This is a genomic window from Streptomyces sp. NPDC005925 (assembly GCF_040638805.1).
Classification (GTDB): domain Bacteria; phylum Actinomycetota; class Actinomycetes; order Streptomycetales; family Streptomycetaceae; genus Streptomyces.
Genome location: NZ_JBEXVL010000004.1, coordinates 272,349 through 290,974, shown reverse-complemented (window position 1 = coordinate 290,974; position 18,626 = coordinate 272,349). Strand labels below are relative to the sequence as shown.

Genomic DNA, 18,626 nt, shown 5'->3' with positions numbered 1-18,626 from the left:
GCCCGACGGTATCCCCCGGGCCTGTCAGTCCCGCTCCGTGTCCCTGATGGCGTCGCGGTAGGCCCGCGCCGCCGCTCTCAGGGCCGCCTCGGGGTCGACCCCGGCCGCCTCGGCCTCGATGGCCAGCCGCAGCAGGTCGTCACCGACGCCCCCGGTGCGGGGGACGGTCACCTCCCGGCCCGCCGTGCGGACACGGGAGGCCAGTTTCGCGGCGAGGGCCAGGCCCGGCTGGCCCAGCGGGACGCCCTCCGTGACGGACGTACGCTGCTTCTCCACCTGCTTGGTGCGCAGCCAGTGCTCCTTGACCTCCTCGGGGGTGGTCGCCGTCGCGTCGCCGAAGACGTGCGGGTGGCGGTGGACGAGCTTGGCGACGATCGTCCCGGCCACGTCGTCGATGGAGAACGGCTCGTCCTGGTGCTCCTCGGCGATGCGGGCGTGGAAGACGACCTGCAGCAGGACGTCGCCCAGTTCCTCGCGGAGCTCCTCGCGGTCGCCGTCCTCGATGGCCTCGACCAGCTCGTACGCCTCCTCGATGCCGTACTTCGCCAGCCCCTCGTGGGTCTGCCGGGAGGACCACGGGCACTCCGCGCGGATGCGGTCCATGACCTGGACGAGGTCGAGGAGGCGGGCGCCGGGCAGGTCGTAGGAGGCGGGCAGCAGTTCCAGCTCGGGCATCCGCACCCGGCCCGAGCCCGCGAGCCGCGCCAGACCGTCGGTCAGCGCCGGCTCGCCCTCCCCGCTCGCCACGACGACCACCGTGTGCCCGCCGGCGCAGGCGTCGAGCAGGTCCTCGGCGGTCGGCGACGTCTCCTCGACGGCTATGCCCGCCTCCCGCAGATACGGCAGCTGCGGATGCGTGCCGTCCGCGCACAGCACGCGGTCGGCGTCACGCAGCGCCTGCCAGGCGGGCCAGGACAGCAGACCGGGGGCGACGCGGTGGCTGGTGGTGAGCAGGACGACACGGCCGGGGGCGGCGGCTTCGGAACCGGCGGCTTCGGGGCTGGATGCGTTCACCATCCGAACGTAACCCACGGCGCCGACAGCGCCGTGGGTTGTCCACAGGCCGCGCGGACCGGCGCGGTTCGCGCCGGCGGCCCGGTCGGGGTCACGCGGGCTGCTGCTGCGGCCCCGCCGTCGTCACGTCCCGTACCCACGGGGTCTTCGCGTCGACGCGGCCGCTCTTCTCGACGTCCCAGGTGCCGTAGCGCGGGTTGAGGTCGATGTTGAGATCCCTGGAGGCCTCGGAGAGGGCCTTCCAGAACTCGGGGCGCGACGTGTCGGTGCCGAGCCGCTTGGCGAGCTTCTGGGCCTCCAGCTGCAGGCGCATGTTCTCGTCGAGCCGCTTGGGGGCGATGCCGTACTGCTGGAGCCAGGTCGCCTCCAGGCCCTCGGCGCCGCCCGCCTGCTGCTCCAGGCCGGCGCGCATCTGCTGCATCTCCCGGCGGGTGACGGTCACGCCCGCGTCGCGCGCGGCGTGGTGCAGCACCTGGTCCAGGACCATGTTGTGCAGGGTGTCGCGGGTGAGGGTGCCGGTGCTGGAGATGGCCTGTTCGTACTGTGCCTGGTCCCGCACGCCGGCCTGCTGCGCCTCGCGCACCTCGTTGACCCGGTTCTCCAGCTGCGCGACGGTGATCCGCTGTCCGCCGACGACGGCCGCCGCGCCCGGATGCGCGTCGTTGCCGCAGGCGGTGACCAGCGGGGCCGCGGCGATGGCGGCGGTGAGGAGGAACACGGAGCGACTACGGCGGTGCAAGGAAGCCTCCTGAGGAGATTGTGCGCCGATGCACAAAGTCTTGCGGTGATCGATGTTAGGCAGTGGCGGGGCTTTGGCCAACCCATTCGACCAACGATTCGCTGCCAGTTCCGGCACCACGCCCCGTCGCGTGACCGTACGGGCCCGCTGGTCCGTGCCGTCACGGCGGCCGGGGACGCGTGTCAGCCGTGTACCTGTCCGAGCCACTGGAGTGTCCGGCGGACCTCGGCCGCGACGGGGTGCGCGGGACCGTGGGTGCGCTCCAGGTCGTGCAGCAGGCGGGCCAGCGTGTCGTGGGCGGCGGGGCGGTCGCCGAGCGCGAGGAGCAGCAGGCCGATGCGGCGCCGGACGTCGTGCGCGAGGGCGGGGTCGCCCGCGGCGACGTACTGGTTCTCGTAGTAGGGCAGCAGCGACCGGTACTCGGCGAGGGCCGCCGCCGGTTCGCCGAGCGCCTCCAGGCACTGGGCGCAGTCGTAGCGGAACCGGAGGGATCCCGGGTCGGCGTGGCCGGCCTCGGCGGCGCGCTCGTCGGCGAGGCGGCGCAGCTCGGGCAGGGCGCGCCGGTACTGGCCGTCGTCCATGAGGGTGGCCGCGTACTGCTTGCGCAGGGTGCGCACCACCGGGGAGTGCTCGCCGTGCTGCCGGGCGGCGGTCGGCAGGATCGCGCCGAGGATGTCGACGGCCTGCGTGATGCGGCCCTCGCCGAGCAGCTGCTTGACCTCGTCGACGGCGGCGGCGACGTCCTGTTTCCGGGTGGCCGGGGCGGGCTGCGGCGCGGGCGTGCGGGCCCGGTCCGGCCAGGGGGAGTGCGGGCGCAGGAACGGCCGTGTGGGGTCGAGGGGGGCTCCGCCGGGGGTGCCGCGCGGGGGCAGCAGCGGGACGAGTGCCTCGTAGACCTCCTGCGCGGAGGCGGGGCGGTGCTGGGGGTCCTTGGCGAGCAGGCGCAGGACGAGCGTTTCGAGTGGCTCGGGCACCTCGGGGCGCAGGCGGCGCACGGGCAGCGGCGCCTCGTACAGGTGCCGGTGCAGCACGCCGAGGACGGTCGAGCCGGCGAACGGCACGTCTCCGCTGAGCAGTTCGTGCAGGACGACGCCGAGTGCGTACAGATCGGTGTACGGGCCGACCGCGCCGCCCATGGCCTGCTCGGGGGACATGTAGGCGGGCGAGCCGATGGGGGTGCCGGTGTGGGTGAGGCGGGTGGTGTCGGTGTCCATGACGTGGGCGACGCCGAGGTCGAGGACGGTGATCGTGCCGTCCTGCTTCACCATCACGTTCCGCGGTTTGAGGTCACGGTGCACGATCGGCACGGCGTGCACGGCGCTGAGGACGGCGCACAGTTGCGCGGCGACCGCGACCGCCCACGGCCAGGGGTAGGGGCGGTGCTCGGCGAGGTGGTCGCCGAGGTCGGAGCCGTCGACGTACTGCATGACGAGGAACAGTTCGTCGTCGTGGCTGCCCGCGTCGTGGACGGTGACGAGGCCGGGGTGGTCGACCTGCGCGGTGACGCGGCACTCGCGCAGGAAGCGGCGGCGCAGTTCGTCGGCCTCGTGCCCGGCGACCTTGTCCGGGCGCAGCAGCTTCACGGCGACGCGCCGGTCGAGACGCTGGTCGTAGGCCGTCCAGACCTGGCCCATGCCGCCCTGTCCGATGAGCGCGGACAGTTCGTAGCGGTCGGCGACGACGCGTCCCGCCGCCGCGGTCACCTGCCGTCCTGCTGGGTGCCGTCCTGCCTGCGCAGGTAGTCGCTGAGTTCGTCGAGTTCGGCGCGGACCTGGTCGATGCGGGCGGGGCCGGGCGGCGGTCCGGACGTGGGCGGTACGGGCGTCGGGTGGACCGGCGGCGGCACGGTGCCGTGCGGCTGTGCGGGCGGCGCCGTGAGGGGCATCGGGTTCGCCGTGGGGGTCGGGCCGGCCTGGTTCTGCGGCAGGTGCGCCTGCGGTACCCGCGTCTGCGCGTACGGCGACCCGGAGTGCGGGTAGCCGTAGGCGGAATGCACCGTGGGGGCCTGCGACAGCGGTACACCGCCGTAACCGGCGGCGCGTCGCAGCTCGTTGTGGAAGCGGATGTCGACGGTCACGAACCAGGCGCTGCCGGCCGCGCCGATGAGGAGCACCAGGGCGAGCGCGACGTCGGTGCGGCGGTCGGTCTCCGGCAGCACCCCGATGACCATGAAGCAGGCGATGCACACGGGCAGGCTCAGCCAGGCCACGGTCCACTGGTAGCCGCGGCCGCGCAGCAGCGCGACCCGGAACAGCGGCACGCACGCGAACACTCCGCACGTGAGGACACCGGCGGCGGCGAACAGCACGCGCAGGGTGATGACCGTTGCCGCGCTGCGGGTGGGCGGCGCCGCGCCATGGCCGTACATGTTGCTCCTGGACCGGGTGTTGGCTGACAGAGGGCACGGTGCGAGTGACCGTGCCCGATGGGAGACCGAGCGTATAGCCCGACGAGTGGGACCGGTTCGTGGTTGTACCGAACCGTTGTACTGGGAGGCACTTCCGGAAACCGGGAACGCGGCCCGGGCGGCCGGGTGCGTGAACCGGGTTGGGCCGGGCTCCCGGCCGGTGTCCGTTCAGTCGGTGTCGGTCGCGGCCAGTACGGCGAGCCGTCGGCGGCCCGCGGACAGCGCGGCCAGGCCGATGTCCCAGGCCACGCGATCGAACCACGCCGTGCCTGCGTCGAAGTGGTACCAGGCGGACTCCCGTACGCGGGTCGAGGTCTCGCGCGGTGCCGTACTCCGCGGCCCCGGCGAGCCCGGCGAGGGACTGCCAGGCCGCCAGCCGGCCGTAGGCGCCGCGCAGGCCCGAGTTGTAGGCGCCTCCCATGGAGGCGGCGGCGAAGAGTATTCGCCAGGCCCGGCCGGGCGAGCAGAGGGAAACCGAGAGGGTTCCGGTGGGCGACTTCCGGTGACGTGACCAACCGCAGACCTGCTCCGGCTGCTGACCACCACGCCGGGCCCCGGCCCCGTCACGCAGGCGCACGCGACGGCCAGTTCCTCCGCCGGGTGACTGGAGGCCGGCAGGGAGGCCGCGTAGGGGGAGCAGCGGTCCGGCTGATGGCCGAAGACGCTCCGGTACTGCCACATCCGTGCCGCGTCGGAGCCGTACGCCCCGGCGAGCGCGATGCCGAGGTCCGCGACGAAGGCGGCGTCCCCGCGCGCGAGACGCCGGTCGGCCGCCTTCCACACACCGGTGACGCTCTTCATCCCCGGCAGTCCGGTCACGATCTTCCGTATGTCGTGGGCCACGGCAGGAGGGTACGCGTCCACGGTCCGTGGTCCCCCCGCGTTCTCCGCGGTCGCGGCGGCACGGCGTGACGGTGCGGGCGAGGGCCGCCGCGGCCGTGCGGCAGCGCAGTCAGCCGCCGCACTGCCGCAGCATCGTCCGCTTGTCCGGCTCCGTGACGGGCAGCTCGTACTTGACGGCGACCTGGGTGAAGCGGATCGCGTAGGCGCACCTGATCCGTTTGTCGGGCGGCAGCCAGGACGCGGGGCCGGAGTCGCTCTTGGCCGAGTTGGCCCGGCCCTCAACGGGGATCAGGTTCAGCGGGTCGTTGGCGAACTGTTCGCGCCTGTTCTCCGGCCAGCGCGCGGAGCCCAGCTGCCAGCTGTACGACAGCGGCACCACGTGGTCGATCTGCACGTCGGTGGCCTGCTGCTTGCGCCACTCGACGGTCGTGCCGGTGTACGGGTCGTCCAGGGTCATGGCGACGACCACGCAGCGGGATCCGGTGCGGAAGCGGAGGTGCCGGCCGTCGCGGCGCAGGAGGTCGTTGCGGGTGTCGCACCCGTTCCTCGCGAGCGGTACGCCGTCCCCCGTGTCCATCCAGGCGTAGCCGAACTCGTCGCGGTCGTAGCCCGTCTTCGGGCCCCGGCCCTTGGTGCGCAGACCCTCGATCAGCTCGCGGGCCGTCGCCCGGTCCGTGTCCGTCGTCACGGGGGCGAGGCCCGGCTTCGTGCCGTCGGGGTTCTCCAACGGGCCGGCCGTGCGGCCGTCGCCGGGTGCGGCCGGGCCGTGACCGCCCGGAGGGGCATCGCTGCCGTCGAGGCCTTCGCATCCCGACACGAGGAGACCGAGCGCCGTGCTCGCGGCGAGGACCGCCGTCCCGACCCGCAGACGCAGACGCAGACGCAGACAGGGACGCAGACAGGGACGTGGGTGTGTATCCGGGCGCATGCGGTGCGTCCTTTCCCCTCCGTGTGCCGTCCGGAGCCGGTCGCGTACGGACGGTCGTAGGGCCACACCGTAGCGAGCGAGAGGTTCAGACCACCTCCGCGACAAACGGGCATGCGCGATATCCGCGGCGTATCGTCAGAAGAGAGGCACCTTCCGGGGGAGCACTGGGAGGAGTACCGGATGGGTATCTTCGACCGCTTCAAGAATCAGTCGCTGGGCAAGGCCAGGAAGCAGTCCGACGCCGCCGAGCAGAGGATCAACGAAAGGACCGGCGGGAAGTACGAGCAGCAGATCGACGACGTCCAGCAGCGGGCCGAGGGAGCCGGCGGGATGCGCCGCGAACAGCCGCCGAAGGACCAGCGACGATAGGCACGGGGCTCTGCCGCGCCACCGCGCGGCGCAGACAGGCCGTCCGCGGAATCCCACGTCCCGCGGACGGCTTTCGTGTGCGGTGCGTCGCACCAGGGGCCACGAGCTGAGGACCGACGGTCGCGCCAGGGGCTACGAACCCAGGACCGACGGTCGCACCAGGGGCTACGAACCCAGGATCGACGTGAGGAACTCGCCCACCCAGGACAGCAGATCCCGGCCGACCAGCGGCTTGCCGCCGACCTTGGCGGTCTTGGGACGCGGCACCAGGACCTGGCGGGCCGTCGTCTTGATCACCGTGCCCGGGTACAGCCGCTTCAGGCGCAGCTCCTGCGACTCGCGCAACTCCACGGGCGCGAACCGGATGCTGGTGCCCTGCAGAACGACCTCGCCGACGCCGCAGGCACGCGCGAACATGCGCAGGCCGGCCACGAGCAGCAGATTCTCCACCGGTTCCGGCAGCTTGCCGTAGCGGTCGACGAGTTCCTCCCGGACGGCCTTGATGTCCTCCTCCTTGTTGGCGGAGGCGATGGCGCGGTAGGCCTGCAGGCGCAGGCGCTCGCCGGGCGCGTAGTCGTGCGGGACGTGCGCGTCGACCGGCAGCTCGATCTTCACGTCGAGCGGCGGCTCCTCCTCGATCTCGCCGGTCTCCAGCTGGCGCCGGTAGTCGGCGACGGCCTCGCCGACCATGCGCACGTACAGGTCGAAGCCGACGCCGGCGATGTGGCCGGACTGCTCGCCGCCGAGCAGGTTTCCGGCGCCGCGGATCTCCAGGTCCTTCATGGCCACGTACATGCCCGCGCCCATCTCCGTGTGCTGGGCGATGGTCGCGAGGCGCTCGTGGGCCGTCTCCGTCAGGGGCTTCTCCGGCGGGTACAGGAAGTAGGCGTAGCCGCGCTCGCGGCCACGCCCCACCCGGCCGCGCAACTGGTGCAGCTGGGACAGGCCGAAGGTGTCGCCGCGCTCCACGATCAGCGTGTTCGCGTTGGAGATGTCGATGCCCGACTCCACGATCGTGGTCGACACGAGCACGTCGAACTTCTTCTCCCAGAAGTCCACGACGACCTGCTCCAGCGCCTGCTCCGACATCTGGCCGTGGGCCGTCGCGATGCGCGCCTCGGGGACGATCTCGCGCAGCCGGGCCGCCGCGCGGTCGATGGACTCGACGCGGTTGTGGATGTAGAAGACCTGGCCCTCGCGCAGCAACTCGCGGCGCACGGCCGCGCCGATCTGCCTCTCCTCGTACGGACCGACGAAGGTCAGGACCGGGTGGCGCTCCTCCGGCGGAGTGGTGATCGTGGACATCTCGCGGATGCCCGTGACCGCCATCTCCAGGGTGCGCGGGATGGGCGTGGCGGACATGGTCAGGACGTCGACGTTGGCGCGGAGCTTCTTCAGCTGCTCCTTGTGCTCGACGCCGAAACGCTGCTCCTCGTCGACGATGACCAGGCCGAGGTCCTTGAACTTCGTCTCCGAGGAGAACAGGCGGTGGGTGCCGATGACGACGTCCACCGAGCCCTCCCGCAGACCCTCCAGGACCGCTTTGGCCTCCGTGTCGGTCTGGAAGCGCGACAGGGCCTTCACGCTGACGGGGAACTGCGCGTACCGGTCGCCGAACGTGCCGAAGTGCTGCTGCACCAGCAGCGTCGTCGGCACCAGCACCGCCACCTGTTTGCCGTCCTGGACGGCCTTGAAGGCGGCCCGGACCGCGATCTCCGTCTTGCCGTAGCCGACGTCGCCGCAGATCAGGCGGTCCATGGGGACGGACTTCTCCATGTCCTCCTTGACCTCGGCGATCGTGGTCAGCTGGTCGGGCGTCTCCGCGTACGGGAAGGCGTCCTCCAGTTCGCGCTGCCACGGCGTGTCCGGTGCGAAGACGTGGCCGGGGGCGGCCATGCGGGCGCTGTAGAGCCTGATGAGATCGGCGGCGATCTCCTTGACGGCCTTCTTCGCGCGGGCCTTCGTCTTCGTCCAGTCGGCGCCGCCCAGGCGGTGCAGCGTGGGCGCCTCGCCGCCGACGTACTTGGTGATCTGCTCCAGCTGGTCGGTGGGGATGTACAGCCGGTCGCCCGGCTGGCCTCTCTTGGCGGGCGCGTACTCCACGACCAGGTACTCGCGGGTGGCGCCCTGCACGGTGCGCTGCACCATCTCGATGTAGCGGCCCACGCCGTGCTGCTCGTGGACGATGTGGTCGCCGGGCTCCAGGGTGAGCGGGTCGATCGTCTTGCGGCGCCGCGCGGGCATGCGGGTGCCGTCCCGGCCGGCGGCCTTCTGGCCGGACAGGTCGGTCTCGGTGAGGACGGCGAGCTTCAGCGCCGGGGCGACGAAGCCGTAGTCGATCGAGCCGCACGCCACGTGGACGACGGACGGGGTCAGGGTCGTCAGGTCGGCGGCCTGGCGGGCCGCGATGCCCTCGCCGCCGAGCACCTCGACCGTGCGGGCGGCCGGGCCGTGCGCCTCGGTGACGTAGACCACACGCCAGCCGCCGGTGAGCCAGCCCTTGGTGTCGGCGAGGGCCTTCGCCGTGTCACCGCGGTAGGTGTCCGGGGCGCGCATGCCCAGCTTCAGCGTGTCGGCCTCCTCGAGCGCGTCGTCCGCGGCGAACGGCGACACCGACCACCACATCATGTCCAGCTCACGGGCCCGCTCCCGGACGTCCGCCAGCGACCACAGGGAGGCCGCGCCGACGTCGATGGGCGCCTCGCCGCCGCCGGCCGTGGCGGCCCAGGACGCGTGCAGGAACTCCTGCGACGTCGCCACCAGGTCAGAGGCGCGCGTACGCACCCGCTCCGGGTCGCACACGACGGCCATGGCGCCCTTGGGCAGCACGTCGAGCAGCAGCTCCATGTCGTCCACGAGGACCGGCGCGAGAGACTCCATGCCCTCGACGGCGATGCCCTCGGCGATCCTGCCGAGCAGTTCACCCAGCTCCGGGTGGGCCTCGGCGAGGGCACGCGCGCGCTCGCGGACCTCCTCGGTCAGCAGCAGCTCGCGGCACGGGGGCGCCCACAGGCCGTGCTCGGCGACCTCCAGGGAACGCTGGTCGGCGACCTTGAAGTAGCGGATCTCCTCGACGTCGTCGCCCCAGAACTCCACGCGCAGCGGGTGCTCCTCGGTGGGCGGGAACACGTCCAGGATGCCGCCGCGCACGGCGAACTCGCCGCGCTTCTCGACCAGCTCCACGCGCGCGTACGCGGCTGCCGCGAGGGCGTTCACCACCTGGTTCAGATCGGCGGTCTGCCCGTGGCGCAGGGCGACCGGCACGAGGTCGCCGAGGCCCTTGACCTGCGGTTGCAGCACGGAACGCACGGGCGCGACGACGACGGAGACAGGGCCGGTGCCCGGGTCGTCGGGGGTGGGGTGGGCGAGGCGGCGCAGGACGGCGAGGCGGCGGCCCACGGTGTCGCTGCGCGGGCTGAGGCGCTCGTGCGGGAGCGTCTCCCACGAGGGGTACTCGACGACGCCCTCGGGCGGCAGGAGGGAGCGCAGGGCGGCGGCCAGGTCCTCGGCCTCGCGGCCGGTGGCGGTCACGGCGAGCACGGGGCGGCCGGAGTCGCGGGCCAGCGCGGCCACGGCGAAGGGGCGGGCCGCCGGGGGACCGACCAGGTCGACGTGGGTGCGGGTGCCGTCGGAGGCCGCGCCGGTCGCTTCCGCGAGGGCGGGGTCCTTGACGACTGCGTCGAGCAGACCGTGCAGGCTCATGTAAGGGGGCTTTCCGTCCGGGTCGGCAACACGACGAGCCCGACGCGCGCTGCGGGCCGGGGGTGTTCCCAGCGTACGACGGCGGGGGCGCGGGTGTGGGGGGCTGTGGACGGCGGTGCCCGCGGGCGGCGGACCGGGGCGCCGGACGGCGTGATCCACCCCGCGGGTCATGGCGGCGCCGGTGAGCCGTGAACCGGCGTCCGCGCCCCCGCCGCGCGCAGCAGCACGGCGCCGGAAGCCCCCCTCGGGCTTCCGGCACCGCTTCTTCCCGCGTCCCCCGTGTTCGAGGGTCCAGTCCCCCCTTTTCGGACCCTCTCCCCCGCGGAGCTACTCCGTCGCGATCGCGTTCAGGACGTTCATGCGGCCCGCCCTGAACGCCGGGACCAGGGCGGCGAACAGGCCCACGAAGGCCGAGCCCACGAAGACGCCGGTGATCGTCGGCCACGGGATGTCCAGGACCGTCAGGCCCTCCAGGGCGAGCAGTTGCTGGGCCGTGGCGCCCCAGCCGAGGCCGAGGCCCAGGCCGAGCAGCGCGCCGAACAGGGCGATGACCACCGACTCCATGCGGATCATGCGGCGCAGCTGGCGGCGGGAGAGGCCGATCGCCCGCATCAGGCCGATCTCCCGGGTGCGTTCCACCACCGACAGGGCGAGGGTGTTCACGACGCCGAGGATCGCGACGATGATCGCCAGGGCGAGCAGGCCGTAGATCATGTTCAGGAGCTGGCCGATCTGGTCCTTCAGGGCTTCCTTGTAGTCGGTCTGGTCGCGGACCGTGTACTGCGGATAGTCGTGCAGCGCCGACTTCAGGGAGGTGTACGCCGCATCCTCCCGGCCGTCCTCGGCGGAGGCGAACAGCAGCTGGTCGAGCGGCATCCTGGCCGCCGGGACGTACGTCGCCAGCGTGTCGATGGACGTGTACATCGCGCCCGCGTCGATGACGACGTCGCTGCTGGTGATGGCGCGGACCGTGAGCCGGCCGGTGGAGCCGTCCTTGAAGGCGACGTCGACGGTCGAGCCGATCCTGATGCCGTGGTCCTCGGCGAACTTCTCGTGGACGGACATCGAGTCGGGCCGGTAGGCGTCGGTGAGCGTACCGGCGACGGTCTCGGTGCGCAGGTCGGTGGCGTAGGACGGGTCGGCCGCCGTGATCGCCGTGTCCTTGACGGTCTTGCCGTCGGGCGTGGTGAAGTCGGCCTCGGTCCACTTGTACTCGGTGACCGACGCGATGCCGGACGCCGCCTTCGCGGCCCGCACCGCCTCCGGGGTGATCAGCTGCCCCGTGTCGGACTGGACGATGAAGTCCGTGCCGACGGTCTTGTCGAGCTGTTCGGTCGCGGACGCCACCATGGAGGAGCCGACCACGGACAGGCAGGCGACCAGCGCGAGGCCGATCATCAGGGCCGCGCCGGTGGCGCCGGTGCGGCGCGGGTTGCGCAGGGCGTTGCGTTCGGCCATGCGGCCGACGGGTCCGAAGGCGCGCAGCAGGACGGCGCCGAGGACGCGGACGACGCCGCCCGCGAGGAGCGGGCCGATCACGACGAAGCCGATCAGGGTCAGCACGATGCCGAGGCCGAGCCACAGCGAGCCCTCGGAGGCCTTGTCGGCCTGCGCGGTCAGGTACAGCGCGCCGGCGCCGCCCGCGGTGAGGACCGTGCCGATGATGCCGCGCACCAGGCCGGCCCGGGCGTCGGCGGGGGCGCCCGCGTCGCGCAGCGCGGCCATCGGGGAGATGCGTCCGGCGCGGCGGGCGGGCAGGTAGGCGGCGAGGACGGTGACGACGACGCCGAGGACGAGACCGACGACGGGCGTGGTCCAGACGATGGTGAGGTCGTCGGTGGACAGTTCCATGCCCATCCGGCCCATGAGCTTCATCAGGCCGATCGCGAGCCCGACGCCCGCGCCGACGCCGAGCAGGGAGCCGACGAGGCCGAGCAGCAGGGCCTCGGCGAGCACCGACCGGTTGACCTGCCGGCGGCTGGAGCCGATGGCGCGCATCAGGCCGATCTCGCGGGTGCGCTGGGCGACCAGCATGGAGAAGGTGTTGATGATGAGGAAGATGCCGACGAGGAAGGCGATCCCGGCGAAGCCGAGCATCGCGTACTTCATGACGCTCATGAAGCCCTCGACGTCCTTCTGGTTGGCGTCGGCGGTCTCCTTCGCGGTCCGCACCTTGTAGCCGGCGTAGTCGGTGCCGTGGAGCGCGGCCGTCACGTTCTTCTTCAGCTGCGCGTCGCTGACGCCGGCCGCGGCGGTGACGTTGACGTTGGTGTAGACGTCCGGTTCGCCGACGAGGGCCTGCTGGGCGGTCTTCGTGTCGAGGTAGAAGATCGCGGCGCCGGGGTTGGTGACGGTGAAGTCGGCGATGCCGGAGATCTTCGCGGTGTGCGTGCCGACGGCGGTGATCACGCCTATCTCGTCGCCGAGCGTCAGGTCGTGCCGGTCGGCGGTGTCGGCGTCGACCATGATCTGGTCCGCGTTCCTGGGCGCCGCGCCGGACGTGATGTCCATGGTGCGGGCCTCGTTGCTGTTCCAGCCGCCGACGATGGTCGGCGCGCCGCCGGTGGGCGACAGGTTGTCCTTGTCGGCGTCGACCACGGTCACGGAGGTCGAGAAGACGGCTCCCTCGGCGGACTTCACGCCGTCGGCGGCGCGCACCATGTCGAGGACGGCGGCCGGCATGACGGGGGGCCGGCCGGTGTCGGACGTGGTCTCGCCGGTGTCGGAGGCGTTCTCCGTACTGACCGTCACGTCGGAGGAGGTGGCGGCGAACAGCTTGTCGAACGTGGTGGACATCGTGTCCGTGAAGACGAGCGTCCCGCAGACGAAGGCCACCGACAGCAGTACGGCGATCGCCGACAGCGCCATCCGGCCCTTGTGTGCGACGAAGTTGCGCAGGGAGGTCTTGAGCACGGTCATGACGTACGCCCCCGGGCGTCGAAGTCCTTCATGCGGTCCAGGACCTGTTCGGCGGTGGGCCGGTCCATCTCGTCGACGATGCGGCCGTCGGCGAGGTAGAGCACCCGGTCCGCGTACGAGGCGGCCACCGGGTCGTGGGTGACCATGACGATGGTCTGGCCGAGCTCGTCCACGGAGCGGCGCAGGAAGCCGAGGACCTCCGCGCCGGCGCGGGAGTCGAGGTTGCCGGTCGGCTCGTCGCCGAAGATGATCTCCGGCCGGGCGGCCAGGGCCCGTGCGACCGCGACCCGCTGCTGCTGCCCGCCGGACAGCTGCGTCGGCCGGTGCCTGAGCCGGTCGGCGAGTCCGACGGTCGTCACGACCCGCTCCAGCCACTCCTTGTCGGGTTTGCGGCCGGCGATGTCCATGGGCAGCGTGATGTTCTCGAGGGCGTTGAGCGTCGGCAGCAGGTTGAACGCCTGGAAGATGAACCCGACGCGGTCCCGGCGCAGCTTGGTGAGCTTCTTGTCCTTCAGGCCGGTGATCTCGGTCTCGTCCAGGTGGATCTGCCCGGACGTCACGGTGTCGAGCCCGGCGAGGCAGTGCATCAGCGTGGACTTGCCGGAGCCCGAAGGGCCCATGATCGCGGTGAACCGGCCGCGGGCGATGTCCACGTCGACGTGGTCGAGGGCGACGACGCGGGTCTCCCCGGCCCCGTACGCCTTGACGACCTGCCGCGCCCGCGCGGCAACGGCCGTATTCGCTCCAGTGCCCCCGTGCCTGGGAATGGTTACAGCCGATGTCACGGTAATTCTCCTATGTCGGTCACTGCTGGAGTCGCGTGTGTGCCGCGGCGGTCCATGCCGGTGGGTGTGGTGGTGCGGTGCTCGCGCCGGTCGGTGGTGCGTGGTGCCTGCGTCGTCGAGTCTGGCCCGCCGGGCCCCCGTTGCGCGCTGGTGCACGGCCCCGTTCCGTGCGGGGGAAAACCCCACCTCCGCAGGTGCGGTCCGTACGACCGTCCCGCTTCCCGGTGGTGTCCGACCCCGCTTCCCGGCGACGTAAAGCCAGGTTAAGGACGGCAGACGGGCCGTCTCGTCCTCCAGCGGTACGAACCCTCCCCGAGCCGTAGTACGGAACTCCCCCTAGGGGCTGTCCACCCGCAGGTGGACCCGGTCTCGGGGTCGGTCCGCCGTCCGGTGCAGTCACCGTGCACCCTGCCGTCGCGTGAGGATCAAGTGGGAAGCTGTCGCAGAGGCAGATGGATGCAAGGGGCAGGCATACGCCGGAGCCCCCGGACGGGCCGCGCGGGCGGGCCGGCAGAGGGAACGGGGAGGGACTTCGGTGGACAGCACCAGACCGGCGACACGGGACACCGCGCGCGGCACCGGACCGGACAGGCGGGGTGCCGTCGTCGCGGCCCTGATGCTCGCGATGGCGCTGGCGGCGCTCGACTCGACGATCGTGTCCACGGCCGTGCCGCAGATCGTCGGCGACCTCGGCGGCTTCTCCGTGTTCTCGTGGCTGTTCTCCGGCTACCTGCTGGCCGTGACGGTGACGCTGCCGGTGTACGGCAAGCTGTCCGACACCTTCGGCCGCAAGCCGGTGCTGGTGGCGGGCGCGGCCGTGTTCCTGCTGGGGTCGCTGCTGTGCGCGCTCGCCTGGAACATGGCCGCGCTGATCGCGTTCCGCGTCGTCCAGGGCCTGGGCGGCGGCGCGCTCCAGGGCACGGTGCAGACGCTGGCGGCCGACCTGTATCCGCTCGGGGAGCGTCCGAAGATCCAGGCGAAACTGTCCACGGTGTGGGCGGTGTCGGCGGTGGCCGGACCGGGGGTGGGCGGTGTCCTCGCGGCGTACGCGGACTGGCGGTGGATCTTCCTGGTGAACCTGCCGATCGGCGCGGTCGCCCTGTGGCTGGTCGTCCGTCACCTGCACGAACCCGAGCGGGACACGCCCGCCGCCCGCCCCCGCGTCGACTGGGCGGGCGCGCTCGCGGTGTTCGCGTGCGGCGGCGTCCTGCTCACGGCGCTGGTGCAGGGCGGGGTGGCCTGGCCGTGGCTGTCGGCGCCGTCGCTGTCGCTGTTCGGTACGGGACTGGCGCTGCTGGCGGCGGTGGTGCTGATCGAGCGGCGCGCGGCGGAGCCGATCATCCCGGGCTGGGTGTGGCGCCGCCGCACCATCGCCGCCGTCAATCTCGCCCTCGGCGCGCTCGGCCTGCTGATGGTGGCGCCGTCCGTGTTCCTGCCCACGTACGCCCAGTCGGTGCTGGGGCTCGCGCCCGTAACCGCCGGATTCGTGCTGTCCGTCTGGACGTTGAGCTGGCCGGTGTCGGCGGCGCTGAGCCAGCACGTCTACCGCAGGATCGGCTTCCGCAACACGGCGATGCTCGGCATCGGCGCGGCCACCCTGGTCCTGGCCGCGTTCCCGCTGCTGCCCTACCCGGGCCGGGCGTGGCAGCCGACGGTGCTGATGCTGCTGCTGGGCGCGGCGCTCGGCCTGTTCCAGCTCCCGCTGATCGTGGGCGTGCAGTCGACGGTGGGCTGGGCGGAGCGGGGCACGGCGACCGCGTCGGTGCTGTTCTGCCGGCAGACCGGCCAGACGATCGGCGCGGCCCTCTTCGGCGCCGTCGCCAACGGGGTGCTCGCGGCCCGGCTCGGTGGCGCGGGCGACCTCGACTCCGTCACCCGCGCCCTGGACGCGGGCACCGCCCCGGAGTCCACCCGCCGCGCCATCGCCGACGCGGTCCACGCCGTGTACCTGGGAGCGGCGGGCGCGGCGGCCCTGGCCTTCCTCGTCCTCCTGCTGCTGGCACCGCGGAAATTCCCGGTGCTGAGGGACTGAGAGTCCGTACCCTGCCGCCATGGTGACCCCGGTGACCCTGCGGCGGCTGCGCGCGGACCACGCCGACGCCCTGCTGGCCTTCGAGAAGGACAACAGGGCGTATTTCGCGGCCTCGGTGTCCGACCGCGGCGACGCGTACTTCACGGCGGACGGCTTCGCCGCCCGGCACGCGGCGCTGCTCGCCGAACAGGAGGCGGGCGTCTGCCACTTCCACGTCGTCCTGGACGCGGCGGGCGAGCTGATCGGCCGCGTGAACCTGGTCGACGTCGCGGACGGTTCGGCCGAACTCGGCTACCGCGTGGGGCGGCGGGCGGCCGGGCGCGGGGTGGCGACGGCGGCCGTGGCCGGCCTGTGCCGCACGGCGGCGCGGTCGTACGGTCTCGTCGCGCTGACCGCTGTCACCACGCGGGACAACGCGGCGTCCATGACGGTCCTCGCCCGCAACGGCTTCACGGCCACCGGGGACCGCACCGCGGGCGGCCGGCCCGGCATCCACTACCGGCGCCGGCTCCTCGGCCTCTGACGGGTCATCAGAAAAGACCGACCAGTCGGAAAACGTGTCCCAAAAGTCCGGGTAACCAGGGGTAAGGTCACGGCCGAGCCGCGGAAAACGCATACCGACCGCTCAGTTTGACGAAACCGTCGCGCGTTCATGAACTGGCGAGTAACGTGCGGGACCCGCCACCCCCCACCTCCCTTGCGGTCCGCCGCGCCGGGCCCCGAGCCGCGCAAGGAGCCACGGGATGTCTTTCGACCCGTACCCGCGACCACGCCCCGCACCCTCCCCCACACCGCCCCCACCGCCGTACCCGCCGGACCCCTCCCCCCGCCCGGTGCCCGCCCAGGTCACCTACCCGTGGCAGCCCGACCCGCCCGCCGCGCCCGAACGCCCCCGCGGCAGGCGGCACGCCGCACTCGGTCACCACAGCGACCTGCGCGTCCTGCGCAGCGCCTACCGGTGGCAGCGGCGCACCGCCACGCTCGCCGCCCTCGGCTACTTCACCCTGTTCCTGATCCTGTCGGCATACGCGCCGTCCTTCATGTCGCGCACCGTCGTCGACGGCCTGCCCACCGGCGTACTGCTCGCCCTGGCCCAACTGCCCGTCACCTGGCTGGCGATCGCCCTCTACGAGCACACCGCCCGGCGTTACGTCGACCCCCTCGCGGACCGCATCCGCAGGCAGACCGCGCTGGACGCCAAGCGGGAGGAGAACCGGTGATCACCGAATTCAGCGGCAACGCGCAGGCGATGTCCCTGGTCGGCTTCTCCGCCGTCACCGCCATCACGCTGCTGCTGTGCGTGATGACCGGCCCCGACCGCGACGACCTCGACGAGTTCTACACCGGCTACAGCTCGCTGTCGCCGATCCGCAACGGCCTGGCCATCGCCGGTGACTACATCTCCGCCGCGAGCGTCCTCGGCACCTGCGGCGTGATCGCCCTGGCCGGCTACGACGGTGTCGTCCTCGCCCTGAGCACCGCGCTGTCCCTGATGCTGCTGATGTTCCTGCTGGCCGAACCCCTGCGCAACGCGGGCCGGTTCACCATGGGCGACGCGCTGACCCGCCGCACGGCCGGGCGCGGGGTCCGCATGACCGCCTGCGCGGTGACGATCGCCGCGCTGCTGCCGCTGATGCTGGTCCAGCTCGCCGGCACCGGCCAGCTGCTCGCGTTCATCCTCGGGTTCTCCGGCGACACGATGGAGACCGGCTGCATCATCGGCGTCGGCCTGCTGATGATCAGCTACGCGGCGATCGGCGGCATGAAGGGCACCGCCCTCATCCAGATCCTCAAGATCGTGATGCTGCTCGGCTCGGGCGGCGTGATCGCCGTCCTCGTCCTCGACCGGTTCGGCTGGGACCCGGGCGCCCTGTTCACCACCGCGGCCGGCCGGAGCGGCGTCGGACCCGCCTTCCTCCGGTCCGGACTGCAGTTCGCGGGCGGCGCCGATCCCCGCATCGACATGATCTCCGCCGAACTCACCGTCGTCCTCGGCGGCGCCTGCCTGCCGCACATCACCATGCGCATGTACACCGCCTCCAGCGCCCGCCAGGTGCGCCGGTCCATGTCCTGGGCGGTGTCGTGCGTCGCGCTGTTCGTCCTCGTCGTCACCGTCATCGGCTTCGGCGCGACCGCCCTCATCGGGCGGGAGGGCGTCGCCCAGGTCGACCCGCAGGGCAACACCGCGTACCTGCTGGGCTCCCGGGCGGCGCTCGGCACCGACGTGTCCTCGGCGGAGACCTTCCTCTTCACGACGGTCACCACCGCCGTCTTCCTCACCGTGCTCGCCTCCGTCGCCGGCATGATCCTGGCCTGCGCCAACTCCCTCGCCCACGACGTGTTCGCGGCCCGCGCACAGAACATGTCACCGCGCCGTGAGATGGCCTGCGCCCGCGTCTCGGCACTCGTGGTGGGCGTCGTGGCGATCGTGCTGGCGACGATGGTGCAGCACCGCAGCCTCCAGCCGCTGATCACCCTGTCGTTCTGCCTGGGCGCCTCGGCCATCGCGCCCGCGCTGGTCTACAGCCTCTTCTGGCGCCGCTACACGACAACCGGCCTGCTCAGCACGCTCATCGGCGGCACCCTGTCCGTGCTGCTGCTGATGCCGGGCACCAACCTGGTCTCCGGCTCCCCCGCCTCCGCGTTCCCCGACGCCGACTTCAACTGGTTCCCGTTCACCACGACCGGCCTGGTCTCCATCCCGTTCGGCTTCGCCTGCGGCTGGCTCGGCACGGCGCTGTCCGGCCGCGCCCAGACGGAGGAGCAGCGCCGACAGTACGAGGCCGTGGAGGCGCGGATCCTCGCGGGGGCGGTACGGAAGGGGAGTTGAGGAGCGCCGCGCCCTCTGCGACCGGGTCCGTCTCCTGCTGCCGGCAGGAGGAGACGGA

Annotated in this window: 13 protein-coding genes and 2 pseudogenes; 5 read left to right on the top strand and 10 right to left on the bottom strand. The window is 72.4% G+C overall.

The features are described 5' to 3' along the window. Nucleotides 1-24 precede the first annotated feature (24 nt). The 7 genes and pseudogenes from ABZ354_RS08185 to ABZ354_RS08155 all read right to left on the bottom strand — a co-directional run bounded on the left by ABZ354_RS08185 (nt 25) and on the right by ABZ354_RS08155 (nt 5,931). On the bottom strand, nt 25-1,017 hold the full coding sequence (locus ABZ354_RS08185) for a nucleoside triphosphate pyrophosphohydrolase (RefSeq protein ID WP_358654193.1): 993 nt from the start codon (nt 1,015-1,017) through the stop codon (nt 25-27). Nucleotides 1,018-1,105: 88 nt separating this feature from the next. After that, nucleotides 1,106-1,753 (bottom strand): SurA N-terminal domain-containing protein, encoded by a 648-nt coding sequence (locus ABZ354_RS08180; RefSeq protein ID WP_358654191.1) that lies wholly within the window; start codon nt 1,751-1,753, stop codon nt 1,106-1,108. A 182-nt stretch (nt 1,754-1,935) separates the two neighbouring features. Next, complete coding sequence (locus tag ABZ354_RS08175; RefSeq protein ID WP_358654353.1) at nt 1,936-3,414, bottom strand: protein kinase; 1,479 nt, start codon at nt 3,412-3,414, stop codon at nt 1,936-1,938. A gap of 38 nt (nt 3,415-3,452) precedes the next feature. Beyond that, nucleotides 3,453-4,121, bottom strand: a complete 669-nt coding sequence (locus tag ABZ354_RS08170; RefSeq protein ID WP_358654189.1) for a hypothetical protein — start codon at nt 4,119-4,121, stop codon at nt 3,453-3,455. Between the two features lie 207 nt (nt 4,122-4,328). Next, nucleotides 4,329-4,737: pseudogene (locus tag ABZ354_RS08165) on the bottom strand (DUF6183 family protein). 86 nt (nt 4,738-4,823) lie between these two features. Further along, nucleotides 4,824-4,961 (bottom strand): annotated as a pseudogene (locus tag ABZ354_RS08160) (DUF6183 family protein); the annotation flags it as partial. A 151-nt stretch (nt 4,962-5,112) separates the two neighbouring features. Next, nucleotides 5,113-5,931 carry an HNH endonuclease family protein gene (locus ABZ354_RS08155; RefSeq protein ID WP_358654187.1) on the bottom strand — a complete coding sequence of 273 codons (819 nt, stop codon included), beginning with the start codon at nt 5,929-5,931 and terminating at the stop codon, nt 5,113-5,115. Between the two features lie 180 nt (nt 5,932-6,111). Here ABZ354_RS08155 and ABZ354_RS08150 point away from each other — a divergent pair, with 180 nt between their 5' ends. Further along, nucleotides 6,112-6,300 carry an antitoxin gene (locus ABZ354_RS08150; protein WP_358654185.1) on the top strand — a complete coding sequence of 63 codons (189 nt, stop codon included), beginning with the start codon at nt 6,112-6,114 and terminating at the stop codon, nt 6,298-6,300. 165 nt (nt 6,301-6,465) lie between these two features. On the opposite strand, the gene mfd is transcribed toward ABZ354_RS08150, so the two are convergent. The 3 genes from mfd to ABZ354_RS08135 all read right to left on the bottom strand — a co-directional run bounded on the left by mfd (nt 6,466) and on the right by ABZ354_RS08135 (nt 13,706). Further along, complete coding sequence (mfd, locus tag ABZ354_RS08145) at nt 6,466-10,002, bottom strand: transcription-repair coupling factor (RefSeq protein ID WP_358654183.1); 3,537 nt, start codon at nt 10,000-10,002, stop codon at nt 6,466-6,468. Nucleotides 10,003-10,329: 327 nt separating this feature from the next. Next, nucleotides 10,330-12,921 (bottom strand): FtsX-like permease family protein, encoded by a 2,592-nt coding sequence (locus ABZ354_RS08140; protein ID WP_358654181.1) that lies wholly within the window; start codon nt 12,919-12,921, stop codon nt 10,330-10,332. Then, the gene (locus tag ABZ354_RS08135; protein WP_358654179.1) at nt 12,918-13,706 is read right to left on the bottom strand and encodes an ABC transporter ATP-binding protein; all 789 of its coding nucleotides are present in this window, start codon (nt 13,704-13,706) and stop codon (nt 12,918-12,920) included. The genes ABZ354_RS08140 and ABZ354_RS08135 overlap by 4 nt, the downstream gene beginning before the upstream one ends. A gap of 535 nt (nt 13,707-14,241) precedes the next feature. On the opposite strand from ABZ354_RS08135, the gene ABZ354_RS08130 reads away from it, so the two are divergent. The 4 genes from ABZ354_RS08130 (at nt 14,242) to ABZ354_RS08115 (ending at nt 18,568) form a co-directional block, all read left to right on the top strand. Beyond that, nucleotides 14,242-15,738, top strand: a complete 1,497-nt coding sequence (locus ABZ354_RS08130) for an MFS transporter (protein ID WP_358654177.1) — start codon at nt 14,242-14,244, stop codon at nt 15,736-15,738. A gap of 19 nt (nt 15,739-15,757) precedes the next feature. Next, nucleotides 15,758-16,261 (top strand): GNAT family N-acetyltransferase, encoded by a 504-nt coding sequence (locus tag ABZ354_RS08125; protein WP_358654175.1) that lies wholly within the window; start codon nt 15,758-15,760, stop codon nt 16,259-16,261. 220 nt (nt 16,262-16,481) lie between these two features. Next, on the top strand, nt 16,482-16,958 hold the full coding sequence (locus tag ABZ354_RS08120; protein ID WP_358654173.1) for a DUF485 domain-containing protein: 477 nt from the start codon (nt 16,482-16,484) through the stop codon (nt 16,956-16,958). After that, a complete protein-coding gene (locus ABZ354_RS08115) occupies nt 16,955-18,568 on the top strand; it encodes a cation acetate symporter (protein ID WP_358654171.1) in 1,614 nt (537 codons plus the stop codon). The genes ABZ354_RS08120 and ABZ354_RS08115 overlap by 4 nt, the downstream gene beginning before the upstream one ends. Nucleotides 18,569-18,626 lie beyond the last annotated feature (58 nt).

Bases quoted from the DNA above. Each gene is read 5' to 3' on its own strand.
- ABZ354_RS08185 (WP_358654193.1), bottom strand. From the start codon at position 1,017: ATGGTGAACGCATCCAGCCCCGAAGCCGCCGGTTCCGAAGCCGCCGCC.
- ABZ354_RS08170 (WP_358654189.1), bottom strand. From the start codon at position 4,121: ATGTACGGCCATGGCGCGGCGCCGCCCACCCGCAGCGCGGCAACGGTC.
- ABZ354_RS08155 (WP_358654187.1), bottom strand. From the start codon at position 5,931: ATGCGCCCGGATACACACCCACGTCCCTGTCTGCGTCCCTGTCTGCGT.
- ABZ354_RS08150 (WP_358654185.1), top strand. From the start codon at position 6,112: ATGGGTATCTTCGACCGCTTCAAGAATCAGTCGCTGGGCAAGGCCAGG.
- mfd (WP_358654183.1), bottom strand. From the start codon at position 10,002: ATGAGCCTGCACGGTCTGCTCGACGCAGTCGTCAAGGACCCCGCCCTC.
- ABZ354_RS08140 (WP_358654181.1), bottom strand. From the start codon at position 12,921: ATGACCGTGCTCAAGACCTCCCTGCGCAACTTCGTCGCACACAAGGGC.
- ABZ354_RS08125 (WP_358654175.1), top strand. From the start codon at position 15,758: ATGGTGACCCCGGTGACCCTGCGGCGGCTGCGCGCGGACCACGCCGAC.
- ABZ354_RS08120 (WP_358654173.1), top strand. From the start codon at position 16,482: ATGTCTTTCGACCCGTACCCGCGACCACGCCCCGCACCCTCCCCCACA.